This is a genomic window from Nocardioides albus (genome assembly GCF_014648255.1).
In the GTDB taxonomy this organism is placed as follows: domain Bacteria; phylum Actinomycetota; class Actinomycetes; order Propionibacteriales; family Nocardioidaceae; genus Nocardioides; species Nocardioides albus.
The window spans coordinates 154,040-171,801 of sequence record NZ_BMQT01000004.1 but is presented as its reverse complement, the minus strand read 5'-3'; the positions used below and the strand labels follow the sequence as shown (position 1 = coordinate 171,801).

The following is a 17,762-nucleotide window of genomic DNA, read 5'->3' as shown; positions in this document are numbered from 1 at the left end:
CGCTGACCGGACCCAGACGTAAGGGCCTGTCTCGGAGAGTGGCGTCAAGCCACCTCCGAGACAGGCCCTTCCTACGTCTACGGGCGGGCTAGAACGGCTCCAGCCCGAAGCGACCCCAGGCGACGAAGAGCATCGCGGCCAGGAAGAGCAGGTCACCGACCAGCTCCTTGTGCTCGCCGCGCCGGAGCCGTTCGGTGATCGCTCCGGCCATGTAGAGCGCCATGCCCGAGGCTGCGATCGGCACCAGGATCGGCGCCACGTCGACCAACGCCGGGATCACCAGGCCGATGCCACCCAGGACCTCGACCAGGCCCATGAACTTCACGTTCCCCGGTGTGAAGTCCTCGGGCCAGTGCAGCTTGGCTGCGTATCTCTCGTACGGCATCGTCAGCTTGATGGTGCCGCCGATGACGTAGGCGAGGCCGAAGACGCAGGCGACGATCCACAGGGCGATGTTCATGATGTCTCCAGGTTCGTTTCAGTGCACGGACGATCCCTATGACGGGGCAGGCGGTGCATCTGTGACATCTCCTGCGACATCGGTACGCCGCTCGGACCGCTAGGGGTTCCGGGGCGACGAGACCGGGTCGATGAGCACGCCCGGGTTGAGGATGCCGGCCGAGTCCAGGGCCTGCTTGGCTGCCGCGAGGGCGCTGGCGAAGGGGTCGGGTCGCTGGCGGTCGTACCACGGACGGTGGTCTCGGCCGACCGCGTGGTGGTGGGTGATCGTGCCGCCGTTGTCGATGATCGCCTCGGACACGGCGGCCTTGATCTCGTCCCACTGGGCCAGCGTGCTTCCCCAGCGGCCCGGCGCGTAGATCCCGTAGTAGGGCGCGGGGCCGTCCGGATAGACGTGGGTGAACCGGCAGGTGATCACCCCACCTCCGCAGATGTCGTCCAGGGCGGTCTGGGCGGCGGCACGGACGGCCGCGTCGAATCCGGCGAACCGGTCCCAGGTGCACGCGGTCTCGAAGGTCTCCACGATCATGCTGCGGCGGGCGAGGGCGTCACGCTGATAGGGCATCCGCAGGAAGTTCGACTTCCAGGCGCCGGCCGAGTCGCTGCCTTCGTCTCCGCGCGCACGAGCGGCACCGATCATGCCGCCGAGGTCGGCGGCGATCTCGGTGGCGCGGGCGAGCCAGGGCTCGACCGGGTGGTCGGCGGACTCGAAGGCCAGGATCAGCATCCCTCCGGTGGTGGCGACGCCCGCGCTCAGCAGCGCCTCGCCGGCGTCCAGCAGCCGGCAGTTGGTGGGGTAGAGGCCGGCCTGGGCGATCGTCCGCACCGCGGCGACCGCCTCCTCGTAGTCGTCGAAGGTCACCGAGGTGGTGACCTGCCAGCGCGGCCGGTCCTGCAGCCGCACCCACGCCTCGGTGATGACACCGAGGGTGCCCTCCGACCCGAGGAACAGCCGGTCGGGGGACGGACCGGCGCCCGATCCCGGGAGCCGCCGCGACTCGCTGATGCCGCTCGGGGTGACGACCCGCATCGACTCGGTGAGGTCGTCGATGTGCGTGTAGAGCGTGGCGTAGTGCCCACCGGCACGGGTCGCGAGCCAGCCGCCCAGCGTCGAGAACTCGAACGACTGCGGGAAGTGGCGAAGCGTCAGGTCGTACGGTCGGAGCTGGTCCTCGAGCGACGGCCCGAGGACGCCGCCCTGGATCCGCCCGGCGCGGCTGGCCCTGTCGACCTCCAGCACGCGGTCGAGCCGCTCGAGGTCGAGGCTGATCGCCGGCCCGTCGAAACGAGGCTCGACACCCCCGACGACCGAGCTGCCGCCGCCGTACGGGACGACGGCGATGCCGGCACCGCTGCACCACTCCAGCACGTCGACGACGTCCTGCTCGGTGGCGGGTCGGACGACCAGGTCCGGAAGATGTCGGATGTCTCCGTGCAGGTTGCGCACCACATCGCGGAACGCCTTGCCACGAGCATGAGCGAGCCGGTCCACGGTATCGGCCGAGCAGAGCCCGGCGAGTGCGGACGGCGGCGAGACACGAGGGGCGGGCACCGAAAGGCTCGACGGCGCGGGCGGGGGATGGTCGGTGAAGTCGTGATCGGGCAGCATCTGGCGCACCCGGTCTAGCAGCGAGTCGAGCTCCGCGCCCACGACCTGAGCGTCCTCACGCCCCCAGCCCCACCACGAGCGCGTCATGACCGGCCCTCCGCAAACATCGTCACGAGCGACTGCACGATACGCGCCATGTGTTCCTCCGTCTTCCTCGCGGGCTCCTCCGGGGTGGTCGATCCACCAGAGGCACAATGGCAGACATGTCACGACGCCGTCCTGCCTGGATCTACGACCAAGGGGAGGAACCCGACTACCGGTTCAGCTTCGCCAACGAACGCACCTTCCTCGCCTGGATCCGAACCGCGCTCGCCCTCGTCGCGGCCGGCGTCGCGCTCGACGTCGTCGACCTCCCGGGCTCATCGCACGCCCAGGAGGTGGCCGCGATCGCGCTGATCCTCCTGGGCATGATCGGCGCAACGTTCGCCTGGGCACGCTGGGCGCTGGCCGAGCGGGCCATCCGCCGTGCAGAACCGCTGCCCTCGTTCGGGTTCGGCGCCTTCTTCGCCGTGGTCGTCGTCCTCGTCGCGCTCGTCCTGCTGCTCGCCGTGCGATGACGATCGCCCAGCGCCCCGACGAAGGCGCGTCCAACGAGCGCACCGCCCTGAGCTGGCAGCGCACTGCGCTGTCCCTGCTCGGCGGCAGCGCCATCATGGCCCGCCTGACCTGGTCGTCGCTGGGGTTCGTGGTCCTGATCCCGCTCGGCATCGCGACCTGTCTGGCCCTCTGGGTCTTCCTCGAGAGCCGTGGAAGGTACGCACACGATGCCGGCACCCGCTCGCGGGGACGATCTCGCGGCGGGACCGCGCCGGCGTCCCTCGCGGTGGCCACGACCCTGCTCGCGGCCACCGAGCTCGCAGCGCTGACGCTCGGCTGAGGCACCACGACCGGGTTCCGGCCACAAGCGGAGCCCCGGCCGAGATGCGCCGTTCCGCGAGTGCCCCTAGAGACGCAGCGCCGCAGCGATCCGCTCGGCTTCGGCACGGCCCTGTGCGCGTCCTGCCTGCGCTGCGGGGGCCCGGGTCGCCGGGTCGAGCGGGTTGGCGCCGATCGCCCGGGTCGAGGCCTCATCCGGAGCCACCAGCGCGGTGCCCACGTTCCGCAGCGCCTCGAGCTCCTCCTGGACGCTCGCGCTTCCCCAGAGCCCACCCGGGAACGGGGCGATCACCAGGCAGGCGTCGCAGCCGTCGGCGAGCGTCGCATGGGTGGTGGACTGGATACCGCCGTCCATGTAGCGCCGTCCGGCGATCGTCACGGGTGGCCAGGCGCCGGGCATGGCGCAGCTCGCCGCCACGGCATGGCTCAGCGGGATGCCGTCGCGCTGCGACCACGTCCGTAGCTGTCCGCTCTGGATGTCGACCGAGGTGAGGATGAGCTCTTGTGTCGGCCACTCCGACCTCGGAAGACGCGCCTCGATGATCGAGAGCCGCTCCTGCTCGCTCATCGTCGCACTGCTGACGGCGTAGTCCCCGATGCGGCGCATCGCCTCGTCCGGGTCGTCGGCCCCTTCGGTGATCCGCGCCCAGTGCTCCTTCTGCTCCGCCAAGGCGTACGAGACGTGCTTCTCCGGCACCGACCCCACGATCTGAGCGTCGAACAGGTCAGGCAGAGAGATACCGCTGACCAGCTGCGGCCCCACGACCGACCCTGCCGACGTACCGATGATCCGGTCAGCGGTGGTGAGGTCGACGCCGCCGTCGGCGAGCCCAGCGAGGACGCCGGTCTGCCAGGCGATCCCTGCAACGCCGCCTCCACCGAGGACAAGTGCGAGTGTCATTCTGTCTCTCATTTCATTCTGCTGATGTCTGGATGTCTCGTTGGTCGAGCCGACCGCCGCTCACGCCACGAGGTCGCGGTCCCGGGTCTCATTGGTGATCAGGATGAGCACCGCGCTGACGGCGGCGAGCGCCATCACGAACAGCGACATCGGCCAGATCCCGCCGTGCGCGCCGCCGGCGAGAGCGGCCAGGACGGTCGGGGCGAAACCACCGCCGAGCGCCGCGAGCTGAAAGCTGACCGACGCGCCCGTGTACCGGCTACGCGTCGCGAACTGCTCCGTCAGGAACCCGGCCATCGGGCCGAACATGGCGTTCTGGCACACGCTGAAGAGCAGGAACGCCAGGAAGACGCTCGTCGGGGCACCTGATCCCAGGACCGAGAACATCGGATAGGCGAGCAGGATGATCCCGAGCGCACCGCCGACCATCACGGGCCGGCGACCGATCCGATCGGAGAGGTTGGCGTAGCCGAGCACCAGGAAGACCGCCACGAACGAACCGGCGGCCACGCCCAGCAGCGCATCGGTCCTCGAGGTCCCGTGCTGCACGGCGTACCCGATCCCGAAGGTGGTGATGATCGACTGCAGCGCGAAGCTGGTGACGCAGGCACCAGCGGCGACCAGGACCGTCTTCGGAGCCTTGAGCACCTCGATGATCGGCAGGGCCTCGTCCTTCTCCCGCCGGTCCTGCTCGACCGCCGCACGGAAGATCGGGCTCTCGGTGATGCTCAGTCTGACGAACAGACCGACGGCGAGCATCACCGCCGACAGGAGGAACGGGACCCGCCATCCCCACGACAGGAACTGATCGTCGGGCAGCTGCGCCGCCACCATCATCGCCAGCGTGCCGAGAACCCCGCCCATCGGCGCACCGGCATTGGTGAAGGACGCGTAGAAGCCACGTCGCCGAGGTTCCGCGTGCTCGAGCGCCATGAGTGCCGCCCCGCCCCACTCCCCACCGATGGCGACGCCTTGGCACACACGGAGCGTGACGAGGATGATCGCCGCCCACGAACCGATCATCGACGCGGGCGGGATCAGCCCGATGAGCACCGAGCCCAGACCCATCAAGGTCATCGATACGACAAGCATCTTCTTGCGTCCCAGCCGGTCACCGAAGTGTCCGAAGACGATCCCGCCGAGCGGCCGGGCCACGTATCCGACGGCGAAGGAGGCCAGCGAGGCGATCGTCGCCGCAGCTGCCGAGAGGTCAGGGAAGAACACGGGGCCGAAGACCAACGCCGCCGCGGTCCCGTAGAGGAGATAGTCGTAGTACTCGATGGTCGTCCCGAGAAAGCTCGAGACGACCACGCGGCGTGCCTCTCGACTCCTGGTCCCCGCGGACGACGACCTGTCGGGCGTTGATTGCTGCATTTCGGCGCTTCTGGCCATGGTGTTCTCCTCGATGAGGCGCTCGGTCGAGATCTGGATCGCCTCCGCGATGCGGACACGAATGAACGGCGGACCGAGCGGGTCCGGTCCCGCCCTCTGCCGTCGTCGGGCAACCAGCTGTCGTCAGCGGCCGCGCCGGGAATGTGACGACAGTCATCTGGTCGACAACCATGCTCACCGCCCAGCACCCGTGAGCACCAATGCCTATTCGTCCCTGCGACATAGCCGTTCAGGCATCCCGGGGTCGGACGCGGTCCCAGCGCCGCGGCCCGGAGTATCCTCTGGAGCATGTCGTCCGGACGCCTGCTCGACGGCAGACTCAAGATCCGCCACCTGATCTTGACCAGGACCATCGCCGAAGCCGGCAGTGTCGTCGGAGCGGCCGAGCTGTTGCACGTGACGCAGCCGGTGGTGACCCGCGGACTGCGTGAGGTCGAGGAGATCCTGGGTGTCACGCTGTTCGAACGACTCCCTCGCGGCGTGCAACCGACGGTGTACGGCGAAGCGTTCCTCGCCCATGCCGGCGCGGTGCTGGCGCAGCTTCGGGCGGCGGAGGACCAGATCGAGCGGCTGCGAAGCGGCGATCTGGGGACCATCACCGTCGGCGCACACTTCGCCGGCTCCAAGCTTCTACCGCTTGCAATCGCGGGCCTGAAGAAGGAGCACCCCAACGTGGTGGTGACCGTCAAGGAGGCGATCCCGGAGGCCTTGGAGCGCCAGCTCCTCACCGGCGAGCTGGACGTGATCGTCGGTCGGCTGCCACGCAGGACATCGGATCGCATCCGCCGGGTCAAGCTCCACGAGGAGCCGTTTCGCATCGCAGCCCGGCTCGGGCACCCGATCCACGATCACCCCGACCCGCAGCTCGCCGACACCGCACGCTTCCCCTGGATCCTTCCTCCCGAACAGACCAGGTTGCGCACCGAGCTCGAGCGGGTTTTCGCCGAACAGCGAGTCGACCTGCCGGCCGACGTGGTGGAGTGCACCTCCATCGTCACCCTCCGCGACCTGCTGCACGCGAGCGACATGATCACGGCCGTACCGATGTTCGTGGTCGAGCAGGACCCGGACCTGCGATCGCTGGCCATCGAGCTGAGCAACATCCGCAGGTCGGTCGGGGTCATGGTCGACGCGGAGCGTCCGCTGGCTCCGGTTGCTGCCATCCTCATCCGCCACCTGTCCGATGAGGCAGCTCGGATGACAGCCGACGCAGACGCGAACCGCCCTTTCGCAGAAACCGAAGGATCGCTTCCCGCAGCGACGGCCGAGCCCGGCCAGCCGTCGACGACTGGACTCTGAGCACAATCAACCGGCTTCCAGTTGTGGCGAACGCGCAGCGAGCTCGCGGTCCCGAGCGACGACGATGAAGCCATGAACTCAGCCGCTCGCACCTCTTCGCCGCGCCGAGTCGCCGTCGTCGGCGCCGGCATGGTCGGTCTGTCCACCGCGTGGTATCTCCAGGAGGCCGGCGTCGATGTCACCGTCGTCGACCGCGACGGCGTCGCTGCCGGGTCGAGCTGGGGCAACGCCGGCTGGCTGACGCCGAGCATCGCGGTGCCGCTTCCCGAGCCGTCCGTCCTGCAGTACGGCCTCCGTGCGGTCCTCAGCCCGTCCTCGCCCGTCTACGTACCGCCCACCGCGAACCCTCGGCTTCTGCGATTCCTTGCCCAGTTCGCCCGCAACTGCACTCCCGCACGCTGGCAGCAGGCGATGCGGGCGCTGATCCCGCTCAACAACGAAGCGCTGGCAGCGTACGACGAGCTCGAGCAGGGTGGGGTCGAGGCGCGGACGAAGGCGGCGAGCCCGTTCACCGCCGCGTTCCGGAGCGTCGAGGACAGCCGCGCGCTGCTCGACGAGTTCGAGCACATCGAGGCCTGCGGTCAGCGGGTGGACTTCGAGGTGGTCGACGGCGACCGTGCCCGTGCCGAGGAGCCCGCGCTCGCCGACAGCGTCGCGACCGCCATCCGGATCCACGGCGAGCGGTTCATCGACCCTGCGGCGTACGTCCACTCGATCGCGGACTCGGTGCAGAAGCGCGGCGGTCGTCTGGTGACCGGGACCTCGGTCGAGCATATCCGGTCGACCGACCGCGAGGTCGTCATCGCCGGCGAGCCCTACGACGCCGTGGTCGTCGCGACCGGAGCCTGGATCGGCGCGCACGGCCGGCAGGTCGGCGTCCGGCGCATCGTCCAGGCCGGACGCGGCTACTCCTTCACCGTGAAGGTCGACGACGTGCCGCGAGGCCCGGTCTACTTCCCCACGCAGCGGCTCGCCTGCACTCCGGTCGGCGACCGCCTAAGGATCGCCGGGATGATGGAGTTCCGCGACGCCGACGCACCTCGGGACCCGCGGCGGATCGACGCCCTCGTGGGCGCCGCCCGAACCATGCTCGCGGGAGCGCACCTGGACCAGCGCGAGGACGAGTGGGTCGGCGCCCGGCCGTGCACCTCCGACGGTCTTCCTCTGATCGGTGCCTCGAACGACCCACGGGTCTTCATCGCCGGCGGTCACGGGATGTGGGGCGTCACCCTCGGTCCGGTGACCGGACGGCTGCTGGCCGAGCAGATCGTCACGGGCGTACGTCCCGAGCAGCTCAGGAGCGTCGACCCGCTGCGCTGAGCGCCCGGAGCCGGGCGATCTCCAGCCTCAGCGCGAGCCGCTGCTCGGGATCCTCGAGGTCGATGGGGCACAGCGTGACGATGCGGGCCGCCCGGTTCCTGACCGTGTTCGGATGCACCCCGAGCGACCGGGCGGCTCGCTTCGGCTCGCCCCAGAAGTCGATCATCGCCTCGAGCGTGTCGACCAGGAGGCCGGCACCGTCGTCGTCGAGCAGGTCCCTGAGCGGTGACACGAGCGGACGGCTCTCCTGCCCGCGCACCGCCCGTGCCAGCACGATCGCCGGCCACCCGTCTGCGACGGTGACGACGGGGCCACCCTCGTCTCCGGTCGCAGCGAGCTCCGCCGCCGTCGCCCGCGAGTCCTCGAGATCGCGTGGCGAGTCGACGGTGGCGCCGACGTACATCCGTACGGCGGCGTTGGTCCGCCCCTCGCTGCGCACCAGATCCGCGAGCCAGCCGTCGGCTCCGGGGCCGGGCGCGCCGACGCGGAGCACGGCGTACACCTGGTCGTCGAGGTCGGCGACCACGGGTCTGCGCCACCCCCGCCGACGGCAGAGCGCCTGCCACAGCTGACAGCGGGCCTCCGCGTGCAGATCTGCCGGACCGACCAGGACCGCTACCCGCCACGGACCGTCGACGAGCCATTCCGGCTGCTCGGTCGTCGACCCGCGTACGAGGGAACGGACCTGGTCGAGCTGGACCTGCTGGTGGAGCTCAGCCTGCGCGCGGAGCCGGAGCAGGGAGAGCGCGACCAGCTCGGTTGCCGCATCCAGCTCACGCTCGTGCCCAGGCGGAAGCGGGTTCGCGGCGATCGCCCAGATCGACCCCAGCCACTCGCCGCCGGCACGGACCGGGACGACGTACCGTGCCTTGACGCCGGTGCCTGCAGGTACGAAGAACGCCGCATCGGAGCGGGCCATCCGCCGGAACACGCCGAGCGAACGGAAGTGGTCGCGCATCTCGCGGGGCACCCGGCGGCCGACGATGGTCGCCGTGCGGGCGTCGTCGATGTCGGACTGGCCACGCGAGTACGCCAGGACGTGCGAGCTCGCGTCCTCGATCGTCACCGGGGCGCCGAGCAGCGAGCTGATCCGGTCGGCCACGTGGAAGAGATCGTCGTGGAGATGGTCGGCCGACGTCCGTGAGGGCGCGGCCGACGCGTCGATCGCTGATCGGACGACGGCGACCACCGAGCTCAGCGAAGCCCCCTCGACCATCCCGAGCAACGGCAGCCCCGTCTCGGCACAGCGCCGGGCGACCTCGATCTCGTCCGCCAGCGAACGGCGCAGGAGCAGGCCGGCGGCGTCAGCACAGGACGAGATGATCGCCAGCACCTGTTCGGCGCTCGTGGCACCGACCACCGTCACCAGCTCGCCCCGTCCTAGCGCAACCTGTTCCCCGGCCTCCGCGATCTCCAGACCGAAGACCTGACGCGGCTCGCCCGGCACGACGACCTCGACAAACCCCTGGGGGAGGGAGTCGGCCAAACCGGCGGCAGTGATCACGACGCCACTGTGCCACGGTACGAACCGGTCGATCTGGCCGGATCGACGTCTTCCAGACCCTGCTACTCGTGACGAGTCGCAGCGAGCACCATCGCGATGCTGGCCGTCAGTCGCTGGGTGTAGGGCAGGTGCAACGACTCGTCCGGGCCGTGCGCCCCTGCACCAGGGCCTTGTACGCCGCACGCCAGGAACTGTGCGTCGGGGAACAGACCGCTCAGCATGCCCATCAGCGGGATCGTTCCGCCCTGGCCGAGCATGGCGAGCCCGGCGCCGTCGAAGTAGCCACGACTGGCGCGATCCAGTGTCCGTTCGAGCCACGGCTCGAGCGGCGGGGCAGACCAGCCGTCGGCGACGACGGTGTCGGGGGTGAAGGTCACCCGCGCACCGTACGGCGGGTCGTTCTCGAGCAGGGCCTTCAGCGCCCTCAGCGCGGCACGGCTGTCCACCTGAGGCGGTAGCCGGAGGGACAGCTTGAGGCTAGTCGAAGGTCGGAGCACGTTGCCCGCATCCGCGATGGCCGGCAGGCCGTCGGCGCCCGTGACGGCAAGGCTCGGTCGCCATGCGCGATTGAGCAGCTGCTCCGCGCCGTCCGCCGTCGTGGGGACGGTCGATCCGGACCAGTCGAAGCGGGCGGCCACCGCCGGGCCGAGGACGCCGGCAGCCGTACGAGCCTGCCGGATGCGCTCGTCCGGGATCGGACACCAGGCTGCGCCGAGCCGGACCTCCCCGGTTGCGCTGGACTCGAGGCGATCGAGCAGGCTGCGTCCGATCCGGAAGGACGACGGCACTACTCCTCCGGCATCACCCGAGTGCGCACCGTGGTCGAGCACCTGGACGTCGAGACGGCCACCACAGTGACCACGCAGCGAGGTCACCAGCCAGAGTCGGTCGTAGTCGCCCGCGCCGGAGTCGAGGCAGACGACCAGGTCGACATCGGCGATCCGCGACTCCAGCCGGGAGAGCCAGAACGGGAGATCGGGGCTTCCGGACTCCTCGGAGGTCTCGAAGATGCCGACACAACGCGGACGTGGGGCGTGTTGTTCGTCGACGGCCTGGATCGCCGCGACGGCCGCGTACAGCGCATAGCCGTCATCGGCGCCGCCGCGACCGTAGAGCCGGGTGCCGTCGAAGTGCGGTATCCAGGGGTCCCGGCCGGCGGACCAGCCCTCGCCCGCCGGCTGCTTGTCGAGGTGGCCGTAGAACAGGACCGTGCCCGACTCCGTGTCGGGCGCCGTTCCGGGCACGTCGACCAGGACGAGCGGAGTGCGCCCGGGCTCACGGAGCACGTCGACCTCGGCGCCGGCCAGACCCTGGGCGCGAATCCACTGCGCAGCCCGGTCGGCAACCGCATCCAGCTGGCCGGTCGCCTCCCACGCCGCGTCGTACGCCGGGCTGATGGCGCGAGCCTCGATGAAGGCGCTCAGCTCCGCGAGCAGGTCGGTCTCCCACCGGTTCCGGCAGTAGTCGAGGACCCGCCCCGGGTCGAGCGCCGTCGCAGACCGGGTCTCAGGCACCGGCAAGCACCGCCGGAGCGAACCTGCGGTCGAGCGCAGCCTCGAGCGGCGCGTAGAGGTCGGGCATGAACATGGTCTCGGCGAGGATGAGCTTCTCCGCCGGGACGGTGACCACAGTCAGCTCCATGCCCTCCGCGACGACGCCGGAGGGCACCGGGCGCGGCGGTCCGGACGTCGCGCTCGCGCCGTCGGCGACGAAGGTCATGATCAGGTCCGGGAAGGCCGAGATCCGGGTGCTGCCCTGCTCGAGCACCATGTACTCGTTGACGAAGTGCAGGGCCGTCCGGTCATCGTCGTCGAGGGTGACCACACCGACGTCCAGCCCCTCCTCCTGCCGGCAGGTGAAGCCGCTCACGGTGCCGGCGGTGACGACTCGACCACCCAGGTGCTCGATGGCACCGTGAAGACCGCCCTTGAGGTACTGCTGCCCCAGCTCGATGGCGCTGGTGATCGCACCCGGGGCGCCGTGATCGCGGCTGTAGCCCACGCTCACCGGGTTGCGCGCGACGCCCACCCAGCCGCCGGCGTCCATCGAAGCCCGCCGGACGACGCCGGAGGTCGCGTCGAGGTTGCCGGTGGTGGCTCCTTCGAGGTACTGGTGGGGATGCCCGCCGGCGTACGCCTGGATGGAGGTGTAGCCCTCACGCAGGTGCAGGCCCATCGCCCCCATCACGCTCGACGGGTGGGCTCGACCGTTGCATGCCAGGTCGATGACCGGCAGTCCGGACATCGCCGACTGGAACCACCCGTTGACGGTGGTCTCCGCGCCGTTCTCGTTGGAGTTGATGGCGACGATCTCCCGGCCGGGAAGCTCACGGTTGAGGAGCTCGAGAGCACGCATCAGGTGACGGGGCGTGACGAGCGGCGAGGGTGCCGCCGGCGCGCCTACCAGCGCGACCGTTGCGACCAGGTCGTCGTCGTCGAACTCATCGAGGGTCCAGAGCTGGGGGGTGCCGGCCGTGAGGGCGAGCTCGGCCGTGCGGAGCCCCTTCTCGACGAAGCCGCCGCCGCCTCCTCCCAGGATCGCTCCGCCCAGCACGGCGGCTTCGATGTCGTCCATTGTCAGTGCACGCTTCACGGCGCGTCTCCTTCGGTGGTGCGAGTGTGGTGGTGGGAGGTCAGTTGCGGAGGGTGTTGTAGGCGCCGTTGCCGAACGAGTAGAGCGCGTCACCTGCGATGGAGCCGCCGGCGAAGACCTCCAGGTCCTCCTTGATGCCGGCACCGAAGACCCGGGTGGCCAGTACGCGGACGACGAGTCCGGCCGCGACCAGCCAGCCGGCCGCGGGGCTGAGGATGAGCAGGCCGGTGGCGAGCAGGATGCCGAGCTGCTGGCGCGGTCCGCCGATCAGCTGGAGCAGCGCGCCCGGGATCGCCCAGATGAGGAGGGCCCGGGCCGTCTCGCCGGAGACGCCGGCCTGGATCGAGGCGACGTACGCCGCATCGATCGGCGCGGTCTTCCCCGCGTCGAAGAACATCTGGTAGGACACCGCCACGACGACGATCGCGACCACGAAGCCGACCATCGCGGCGATGAACTGCTGGCGGCGCCCCTCGAGCTCGAACTCCGGGTCGGCACCGTTTCCACGGAGGACGAAGCCAGCCTTGAGGTCGTAGCCCATGTCGGCGAAGGCCGGGCCGGTGGCTGCGGTGAAGCCGGCCATCACGACCAGCGCCTCAGGCGGGAAGCCGATCAGGATACCGATCAACAGCGTGATGAGAGCGACCGCGAAGGCGGGGAACCAGCCGGAGTGCATGGCGGCGATGCCGACGATGAGCTCGTGGACGAACGCGGCAACGGTCGCGAAGGCGATGAATCCGATCAGCTCGAGCAGTCCCATGTCGGTGACGATGCCCGTGCCGAGCGAGAGCCCGATGGCGACGACGAGGTAGGCGAACCCACCGGTGGCCAGCGACGTGCCGAGACGGTGCGCTGACTGGGACTCGTCCTCAGACGCGCTGACGGTCGCCGAGCGGCGGCCGCCCTTGGAACGATAGGCGCCGACGACGGCGCGACCGACCTGGACCAGCGCCACGATCCCTGCGCCGATCATCATGCCGTGCGGAATGTAGTGGGCGTAGAGGTCGATCCCGATGAGGTCGACGGAGTAGGCACGGGAGAGCAGGCCGGCACCGAAGGCGATCATCGCGCCGAAGCTGCCGATCAGCGCGACGCCGAAGGCCGACATCGGCAGAGCGAAGATCGCTCCGACCACACCGGTCACGAAGCCGCCCGCGAGCACGACCGCACGGCGACCGCCCTCGTCACCGGCACGGATGGTCTCCGCGGCGGCGATGCCGAGGGGCCACGGGTTCTTCGCCGGGAACGCCGGGGTGTCGAACATCCGGAAGAGCAGCCAGGCGTCGAGCAGCATGGCGCAGGAGACGCCGATCAGCATCGGGACGATCATGTCCGGCAGCCCGAACAGGAACGGGATCCCGATCGGCAGGAAGAGGCTGTTGGCCGCGCCGAAGGTCGCCGAGGAGATGCTGGTCTGCGCGAGGTTCTGCGCATGGACCGAGCGGTATGCCCGGAAGGCCACCAGTGGGATCCGCGCGAGCGTCATCGCGACGATAGCGCCGAGCAGCGACGTGCTGGGCGTGATCCCGAGGCTCGCCAGGAGCTGGATGCCGACAATCGCACCGAGGACGCTCAGCAGCACCGTGAGGACGAGATTGGCAGGCGCAAGGGCCCGCGGATGGCGCGGGGTGGACGCCGGCGTCGGCAGCGTCTCGGACGAGCGTTCGGTCATGGCTTTCTCCTGCAGGAAGGGCGGTTCCATTATTTCGAACTAGGTTCTACAATATGGATTGTGAGCCTGATAACACGCCGTCGTCAAGACCTGCCCGCCAGGGGATCTCGGCGACCACCTAGGCTGAGCCGGGCGAGGGAGAGGGAATGAAGCGTTGAGCACCTTGGCCAATGCGCGCGACGTACTGCGCCTGATGACACGCCTGCGGCGCGACCTGACCGTCACCGACGTCGCCACCGAGCTGGCCGTGCCGAAGAGCTCGGCGTCCCGCACCCTGAGCATGATGGCCGACCACGGCTTCCTCGAGCGCGACGCACAATCGCTGGCCTATCGGCCGGGACCTCTGGTCATGGAAGCGTCCTTCCACTTCCGCGCATCACGCAACGCGCTCTCCTTGCTCGAGGAGGAGCTCTCCGCGATGGTCGGGGACACGGGGTACGCGGGTTACATCAACCTTCTCGACGAGGCCGAGACGGTGGTCATCTCCATGCGCACCGGCAAGGTCGGCACCCTGCAGGCCTACACCCCCGTGGGCACCCGCGGTCCCGCTCACGCGACCTCGACCGGACGCGCCCTCCTCGCGCGTCTCGACGACCAGGAGGTCACGGCCCGCATCGGCACGGATCTCGCGCACATCGGCACCGCGCCCGACTCTCCTGACGAGCTGCTGCAGGCCCTGCAGCGCGTGCGGATCGACGGCTGGTCGGTCTCCCGTGGCGAGTTCGTCACCCAGGTCGCCGGCGTCGCCGCGGCCGTACTCGACCCGACGTCGGGACAGCTCTTCGGCATCGGCCTCGCCCTGCCCAGCGACGAGCTCACCGACGAGGCCGTCCCTGCGTACGGCGAACGCATGCGCGCCTCGGCCATGCGGGTGGGCAAGAGCATCGGCGACCCCTACTGGCTCGACTTCGACCAGGCCGGCCCGGCCTGAGCCCTCAGGCCACGAACGGCGCCAGCGCGTGCGCGAACACCTGACCGGAGACCAGCACCGCGACGGTGACGCCCGCTGCACGTAGCGCGGCGTGGTGCCCCTCGCCGTACGCCATGCAGTCGAGAACCAGAGCGCGCGCACCCACCGACATCAGGCCCTCGGCTGCGGCGACCAGCTGTTCGTACCCTTCGTCGAAGGGCGAGGCGGCCGCGAAGTGCACCTCACCGTCGAGCACTGACCATTTCTCCCGAGCCTCGGGAATCTGGTCGACGAGGGGCACGAGAACGCCGACCGTCGCATCCCGCACGAGGGTCGGGATCGCCGTCGTGATCACCCGGTCCGGCTCCAACAGCCAGGCATCACCGACCCGAAGGGTCGGGAACTCCCCGGTGCACAGAACGGCGATGTTGCGGACGCCCTCACCTTCGAGCCGCTCGATGCAGCGCTGCAGACCTTCCTCGATCCGCACCGGATCCAGCGTGACCGTGCCACCGTCCTGCAGCCGGGTGACCAGCACCGGACCACCCTCGCGCGCACCGAAGCTCTTCTCGACCTCGACTCGCGAGAGACCGTCCAGCACACCGAACTCCTCGACCCGGGTCCGAGCGGGCAGCACGGCGCGGGTGCTCGCCGAGAGATCCGGACGAGGCGCCTGCCCGATCGTCAGCAGGGCGAGGTCGATGTCAGTCACCATGGTGGAACCGTTCCATTATGTGCAACCCAAGTCAATATTTTGGAACCAACCAGCCATTCGAGCAGTCCTCCTCAACCCACCGAGGAAGAACCACCCAGTCGCTGCAGCAGCAGCGCCTCGGCCAGGCAGGCGTTGCGGAAGTCGCCCAGATGCAGGCTCTCGTCGTAGCCGTGCGCCCGCGTGTCGGGATCCTCGACGCCGGTGACGAGAACCGCTGCGTGTGGAAAGACCGAGGACAGCAGGTGGACGAGCGGGATCGTGCCACCGACCCCGATGGCGACCGGCGTCGACTCCGGCCAGGCAGCCCTGAACGCCTCGAGCGCGAGCCGGTGCGCCGGGCCGGTGGGGTCGGCCTCGAACGGGTGGGCCCTGATGCCCGGCACGACACGTACGTGGGCGCCGTGGGGAGTGGTCGCACGGAGGTGCTCGGTCAGCGCATGCAGCGCTCGATCGGGGTCGTCGCCGGGGGCGAGCCGCACCGAGATCTTCGCGCGGGCGGTCGCAGCAAGTGCGTTGGGCGCCTCGGCGACGCTGGGACAGTCGATGCCGGTCACCGTCACGGAGGGCTGGTGCCACAGTCGGTCGGTGAGGCTACCGGCACCCGTCAGGCCGACGCCTGGCAGCAGCGCGGCGTCGGCACGGAGCTGCTGCTCGTCGTACTCGACCGGGCTGGACACGGACCGGGCCACCAGGCCGGGGACGGCGACGGCCCCGGTGTCATCGTGCAGGCCCGCCAGCATCCTCACCAGCACGGCCAGTGCATCCGGTACGACGCCACCGAAGGCACCGGAGTGGAGTGGATGCTCCAGGGTCGCCACCTCGACGGTCACCTCGACCAGGCCGCGCAGCGACACGGTGAGCGCCGGGGTGCCGACCTCCCAGTTGAGGGCGTCAGCGATGACGACGACGTCGGCGGCCAGCCGGTCACGGTGCTCGGCCAGCAAAGCGGGGAGCGTCGGCGAGCCGATCTCCTCCTCGCCCTCGACGAGCACGATCACCCCCACCGGAAGGTCGGGGCCGAGCGCGCGGATCGCGGCGAGGTGGACGGCGAGGCCGGCCTTGTCGTCGGCCGCCCCACGGCCGTAGAGCCGTCCGTCTCGTTCGACCGGCTCGAAGGGTGCGCCGGTCCAGCCGTCGGGATCACCGGTCGGCTGGACGTCGTGGTGGGCATAGAGGAGGACGGTCGAGGCCCCCGGCGGGGCCGGACGGTGTCCGATGACGGACGGCAGGCCACCGTCGGCACGGACCACGGCGGCGTCGAGGCCTTCGGCGGTCAGAAGTCGCGCGACCTCGGTGGCGCTGCGCTCGACGTCGTGATGATGACGAGGCAGCGAGCTCACCGATGGGATCCGCACCAAGTGCTCGAGGTCCGTCATCAGCGCAGGCGTCCCGGCGTCGATCCTGTCGGCCAACGTCTCCAGGACAGCGACGTCGCGGTCGTCGTGAGCGGTCATCGGACGGTCCTCATCCAGCCGTTGTGATCGTGCGCGGTGCCCTCCTGGATGCCGAGCAGCGCATCACGCAGACGAGTGGTCCACAGACCTGGCCGGCCGTCGCCGACCACGAAGTCGGCTGCCTGCGTACGCACCGTACCGATCGCAGTGACCACCGCTGCGGTGCCGCAGGCAAAGGCCTCCGTCACCGTGCCGTCCGCCGCCCCGGCGCGCCACTCCTCCAACGAGACCGGCCGCTCCTCGACGCGCAGGCCGAGGTCGTCGGCCAAGGTGATCAGCGAGGACCGGGTGATGCCCTCGAGAAGGGTGTCGGAGACGGGCGGGGTGACCAGGGTCGGCCGGCCGTCGACCTCGCGGACGAGGAAGAGGTTCATGCCGCCGAGCTCCTCGAGCCAACGACCCTCGCGCGCGTCCAGGAAGACGACCTGCTCCGCACCGTGCTCGGCCGCGACCTGCTGTACCAGCATGCCGGCGGCGTAGTTGCCTGCGCACTTGGCGTACCCGGTGCCGCCCGGGTGGGCACGAGGATGGTCCTCGGAGACCCAGACCGTGATCGCGTCGAAGCCGGCGGTGAAGTACGGCCCGGACGGGGAGGCGATGACCAGGAAGAGGTACTCCCGCGCCGGCCGGGTCCCCAGGGTGGCCTCCGTGGCGATCGTGAACGGCCGCAGGTAGAGGCTGTGCCCGGGCTCCGCGGGAACGTGCTCCCGGTCGGCGTCGACGAGCATCGAGACCGCCTCGACGAAGTCAGCCTCGGGGAGCTCGGGCATCGCCATCCGCCGGGCAGAGGTCGCCAGCCGCGACGCGTTGCGCTCGGGCCGGAAGAGCCGGACGGCGCCGTCCGGGTGTCGATAGGCCTTCATGCCCTCGAAGATCGCCTGGCCGTAGTGGAAGACCATCGTCGCCGGGCTCAGCGCGAGGTCCTCGAAGTCGCGCAGCGTCGGGCGCTCCCAGCCGTCCGGCGTCCAGCGCATCGCCGTCATGTGCGGGGTGAAGACCTGACCGAAGCCGAGCTCGCCGGCGGGTGCCGTGGGCACGGGGGATGGCGTGGTTGTCATG

The 17,762-nt window shown here is 70.0% G+C and carries 16 protein-coding genes; 5 read left to right on the top strand and 11 right to left on the bottom strand.

The window, feature by feature from the left end; translation table 11 throughout:
• Window positions 1-88 precede the first annotated feature (88 nt).
• Together IEY84_RS09750 and IEY84_RS09745 are read right to left on the bottom strand one after the other, a co-directional pair.
• A complete protein-coding gene (locus IEY84_RS09750; protein ID WP_183542530.1) occupies window positions 89-460 on the bottom strand; it encodes a DoxX family protein in 372 nt (123 codons plus the stop codon).
• 99 nt (window positions 461-559) lie between these two features.
• On the bottom strand, window positions 560-2,155 hold the full coding sequence (locus IEY84_RS09745; RefSeq protein ID WP_183542528.1) for an FAD-binding oxidoreductase: 1,596 nt from the start codon (window positions 2,153-2,155) through the stop codon (window positions 560-562).
• 116 nt (window positions 2,156-2,271) lie between these two features.
• On the opposite strand from IEY84_RS09745, the gene IEY84_RS09740 reads away from it, so the two are divergent.
• Window positions 2,272-2,625 carry a YidH family protein gene (locus IEY84_RS09740; protein WP_221208531.1) on the top strand — a complete coding sequence of 118 codons (354 nt, stop codon included), beginning with the start codon at window positions 2,272-2,274 and terminating at the stop codon, window positions 2,623-2,625.
• On the top strand, window positions 2,622-2,945 hold the full coding sequence (locus IEY84_RS09735; RefSeq protein WP_183542524.1) for a DUF202 domain-containing protein: 324 nt from the start codon (window positions 2,622-2,624) through the stop codon (window positions 2,943-2,945). Before IEY84_RS09740 ends, IEY84_RS09735 begins: the two co-directional genes overlap by 4 nt.
• A 66-nt stretch (window positions 2,946-3,011) precedes the next feature.
• Here IEY84_RS09735 and IEY84_RS09730 read toward each other — a convergent pair whose 3' ends face one another.
• Together IEY84_RS09730 and IEY84_RS09725 are read right to left on the bottom strand one after the other, a co-directional pair.
• On the bottom strand, window positions 3,012-3,845 hold the full coding sequence (locus IEY84_RS09730) for a patatin-like phospholipase family protein (protein ID WP_183542522.1): 834 nt from the start codon (window positions 3,843-3,845) through the stop codon (window positions 3,012-3,014).
• Window positions 3,846-3,905: 60 nt separating this feature from the next.
• Entirely contained in the window at window positions 3,906-5,156 is a 1,251-nt protein-coding gene (locus IEY84_RS09725; RefSeq protein ID WP_308424450.1) for an MFS transporter, read from the bottom strand.
• A gap of 369 nt (window positions 5,157-5,525) precedes the next feature.
• Between IEY84_RS09725 and IEY84_RS09720 the strand changes: the two genes are divergently transcribed.
• Both IEY84_RS09720 and IEY84_RS09715 read left to right on the top strand, forming a co-directional pair.
• Window positions 5,526-6,536 (top strand): LysR substrate-binding domain-containing protein, encoded by a 1,011-nt coding sequence (locus IEY84_RS09720; protein ID WP_183542519.1) that lies wholly within the window; start codon window positions 5,526-5,528, stop codon window positions 6,534-6,536.
• A 72-nt stretch (window positions 6,537-6,608) separates the two neighbouring features.
• The gene (locus tag IEY84_RS09715; protein WP_183542517.1) at window positions 6,609-7,856 is read left to right on the top strand and encodes an NAD(P)/FAD-dependent oxidoreductase; all 1,248 of its coding nucleotides are present in this window, start codon (window positions 6,609-6,611) and stop codon (window positions 7,854-7,856) included.
• Here the strand turns inward: IEY84_RS09715 and IEY84_RS09710 are convergent.
• The 4 genes from IEY84_RS09710 to IEY84_RS09695 all read right to left on the bottom strand — a co-directional run bounded on the left by IEY84_RS09710 (window position 7,831) and on the right by IEY84_RS09695 (window position 13,624).
• Window positions 7,831-9,360 (bottom strand): PucR family transcriptional regulator, encoded by a 1,530-nt coding sequence (locus IEY84_RS09710; RefSeq protein WP_183542514.1) that lies wholly within the window; start codon window positions 9,358-9,360, stop codon window positions 7,831-7,833. The genes IEY84_RS09715 and IEY84_RS09710 overlap by 26 nt on opposite strands.
• A 62-nt stretch (window positions 9,361-9,422) precedes the next feature.
• On the bottom strand, window positions 9,423-10,874 hold the full coding sequence (locus tag IEY84_RS09705; protein ID WP_221208530.1) for a M20/M25/M40 family metallo-hydrolase: 1,452 nt from the start codon (window positions 10,872-10,874) through the stop codon (window positions 9,423-9,425).
• The gene (locus IEY84_RS09700) at window positions 10,867-11,952 is read right to left on the bottom strand and encodes an S-methyl thiohydantoin desulfurase domain-containing protein (RefSeq protein ID WP_183542510.1); all 1,086 of its coding nucleotides are present in this window, start codon (window positions 11,950-11,952) and stop codon (window positions 10,867-10,869) included. The genes IEY84_RS09705 and IEY84_RS09700 overlap by 8 nt, the downstream gene beginning before the upstream one ends.
• Before the next feature lie 40 nt (window positions 11,953-11,992).
• Complete coding sequence (locus IEY84_RS09695; protein ID WP_183542508.1) at window positions 11,993-13,624, bottom strand: OPT/YSL family transporter; 1,632 nt, start codon at window positions 13,622-13,624, stop codon at window positions 11,993-11,995.
• Window positions 13,625-13,778: 154 nt separating this feature from the next.
• Here IEY84_RS09695 and IEY84_RS09690 point away from each other — a divergent pair, with 154 nt between their 5' ends.
• Window positions 13,779-14,555, top strand: a complete 777-nt coding sequence (locus IEY84_RS09690; RefSeq protein WP_183542506.1) for an IclR family transcriptional regulator — start codon at window positions 13,779-13,781, stop codon at window positions 14,553-14,555.
• A 4-nt stretch (window positions 14,556-14,559) separates the two neighbouring features.
• Here the strand turns inward: IEY84_RS09690 and IEY84_RS09685 are convergent, their stop codons facing one another.
• The 3 genes from IEY84_RS09685 to IEY84_RS09675 form a co-directional block, all read right to left on the bottom strand.
• Complete coding sequence (locus tag IEY84_RS09685) at window positions 14,560-15,249, bottom strand: AroM family protein (protein ID WP_183542504.1); 690 nt, start codon at window positions 15,247-15,249, stop codon at window positions 14,560-14,562.
• A gap of 71 nt (window positions 15,250-15,320) precedes the next feature.
• Window positions 15,321-16,703: a dipeptidase gene (locus tag IEY84_RS09680; protein ID WP_183542502.1), complete on the bottom strand. Its 1,383-nt coding sequence runs from the start codon at window positions 16,701-16,703 to the stop codon at window positions 15,321-15,323.
• Window positions 16,700-17,761 (bottom strand): branched-chain amino acid aminotransferase, encoded by a 1,062-nt coding sequence (locus IEY84_RS09675; protein WP_183542500.1) that lies wholly within the window; start codon window positions 17,759-17,761, stop codon window positions 16,700-16,702. Before IEY84_RS09675 ends, IEY84_RS09680 begins: the two co-directional genes overlap by 4 nt.
• Between the last annotated feature and the right edge of the window lies 1 nt (window position 17,762).

What these genes read in the sequence shown, in the direction of transcription:
- IEY84_RS09750 (WP_183542530.1), bottom strand. Translation starts at nt 460, where the DNA reads ATGAACATCGCCCTGTGGATCGTCGCCTGCGTCTTCGGCCTCGCCTAC.
- IEY84_RS09745 (WP_183542528.1), bottom strand. Translation starts at nt 2,155, where the DNA reads ATGACGCGCTCGTGGTGGGGCTGGGGGCGTGAGGACGCTCAGGTCGTG.
- IEY84_RS09740 (WP_221208531.1), top strand. Translation starts at nt 2,272, where the DNA reads ATGTCACGACGCCGTCCTGCCTGGATCTACGACCAAGGGGAGGAACCC.
- IEY84_RS09735 (WP_183542524.1), top strand. Translation starts at nt 2,622, where the DNA reads ATGACGATCGCCCAGCGCCCCGACGAAGGCGCGTCCAACGAGCGCACC.
- IEY84_RS09730 (WP_183542522.1), bottom strand. Translation starts at nt 3,845, where the DNA reads ATGACACTCGCACTTGTCCTCGGTGGAGGCGGCGTTGCAGGGATCGCC.
- IEY84_RS09720 (WP_183542519.1), top strand. Translation starts at nt 5,526, where the DNA reads ATGTCGTCCGGACGCCTGCTCGACGGCAGACTCAAGATCCGCCACCTG.
- IEY84_RS09715 (WP_183542517.1), top strand. Translation starts at nt 6,609, where the DNA reads ATGAACTCAGCCGCTCGCACCTCTTCGCCGCGCCGAGTCGCCGTCGTC.
- IEY84_RS09695 (WP_183542508.1), bottom strand. Translation starts at nt 13,624, where the DNA reads ATGACCGAACGCTCGTCCGAGACGCTGCCGACGCCGGCGTCCACCCCG.
- IEY84_RS09685 (WP_183542504.1), bottom strand. Translation starts at nt 15,249, where the DNA reads ATGGTGACTGACATCGACCTCGCCCTGCTGACGATCGGGCAGGCGCCT.
- IEY84_RS09680 (WP_183542502.1), bottom strand. Translation starts at nt 16,703, where the DNA reads ATGACCGCTCACGACGACCGCGACGTCGCTGTCCTGGAGACGTTGGCC.
- IEY84_RS09675 (WP_183542500.1), bottom strand. Translation starts at nt 17,761, where the DNA reads ATGACAACCACGCCATCCCCCGTGCCCACGGCACCCGCCGGCGAGCTC.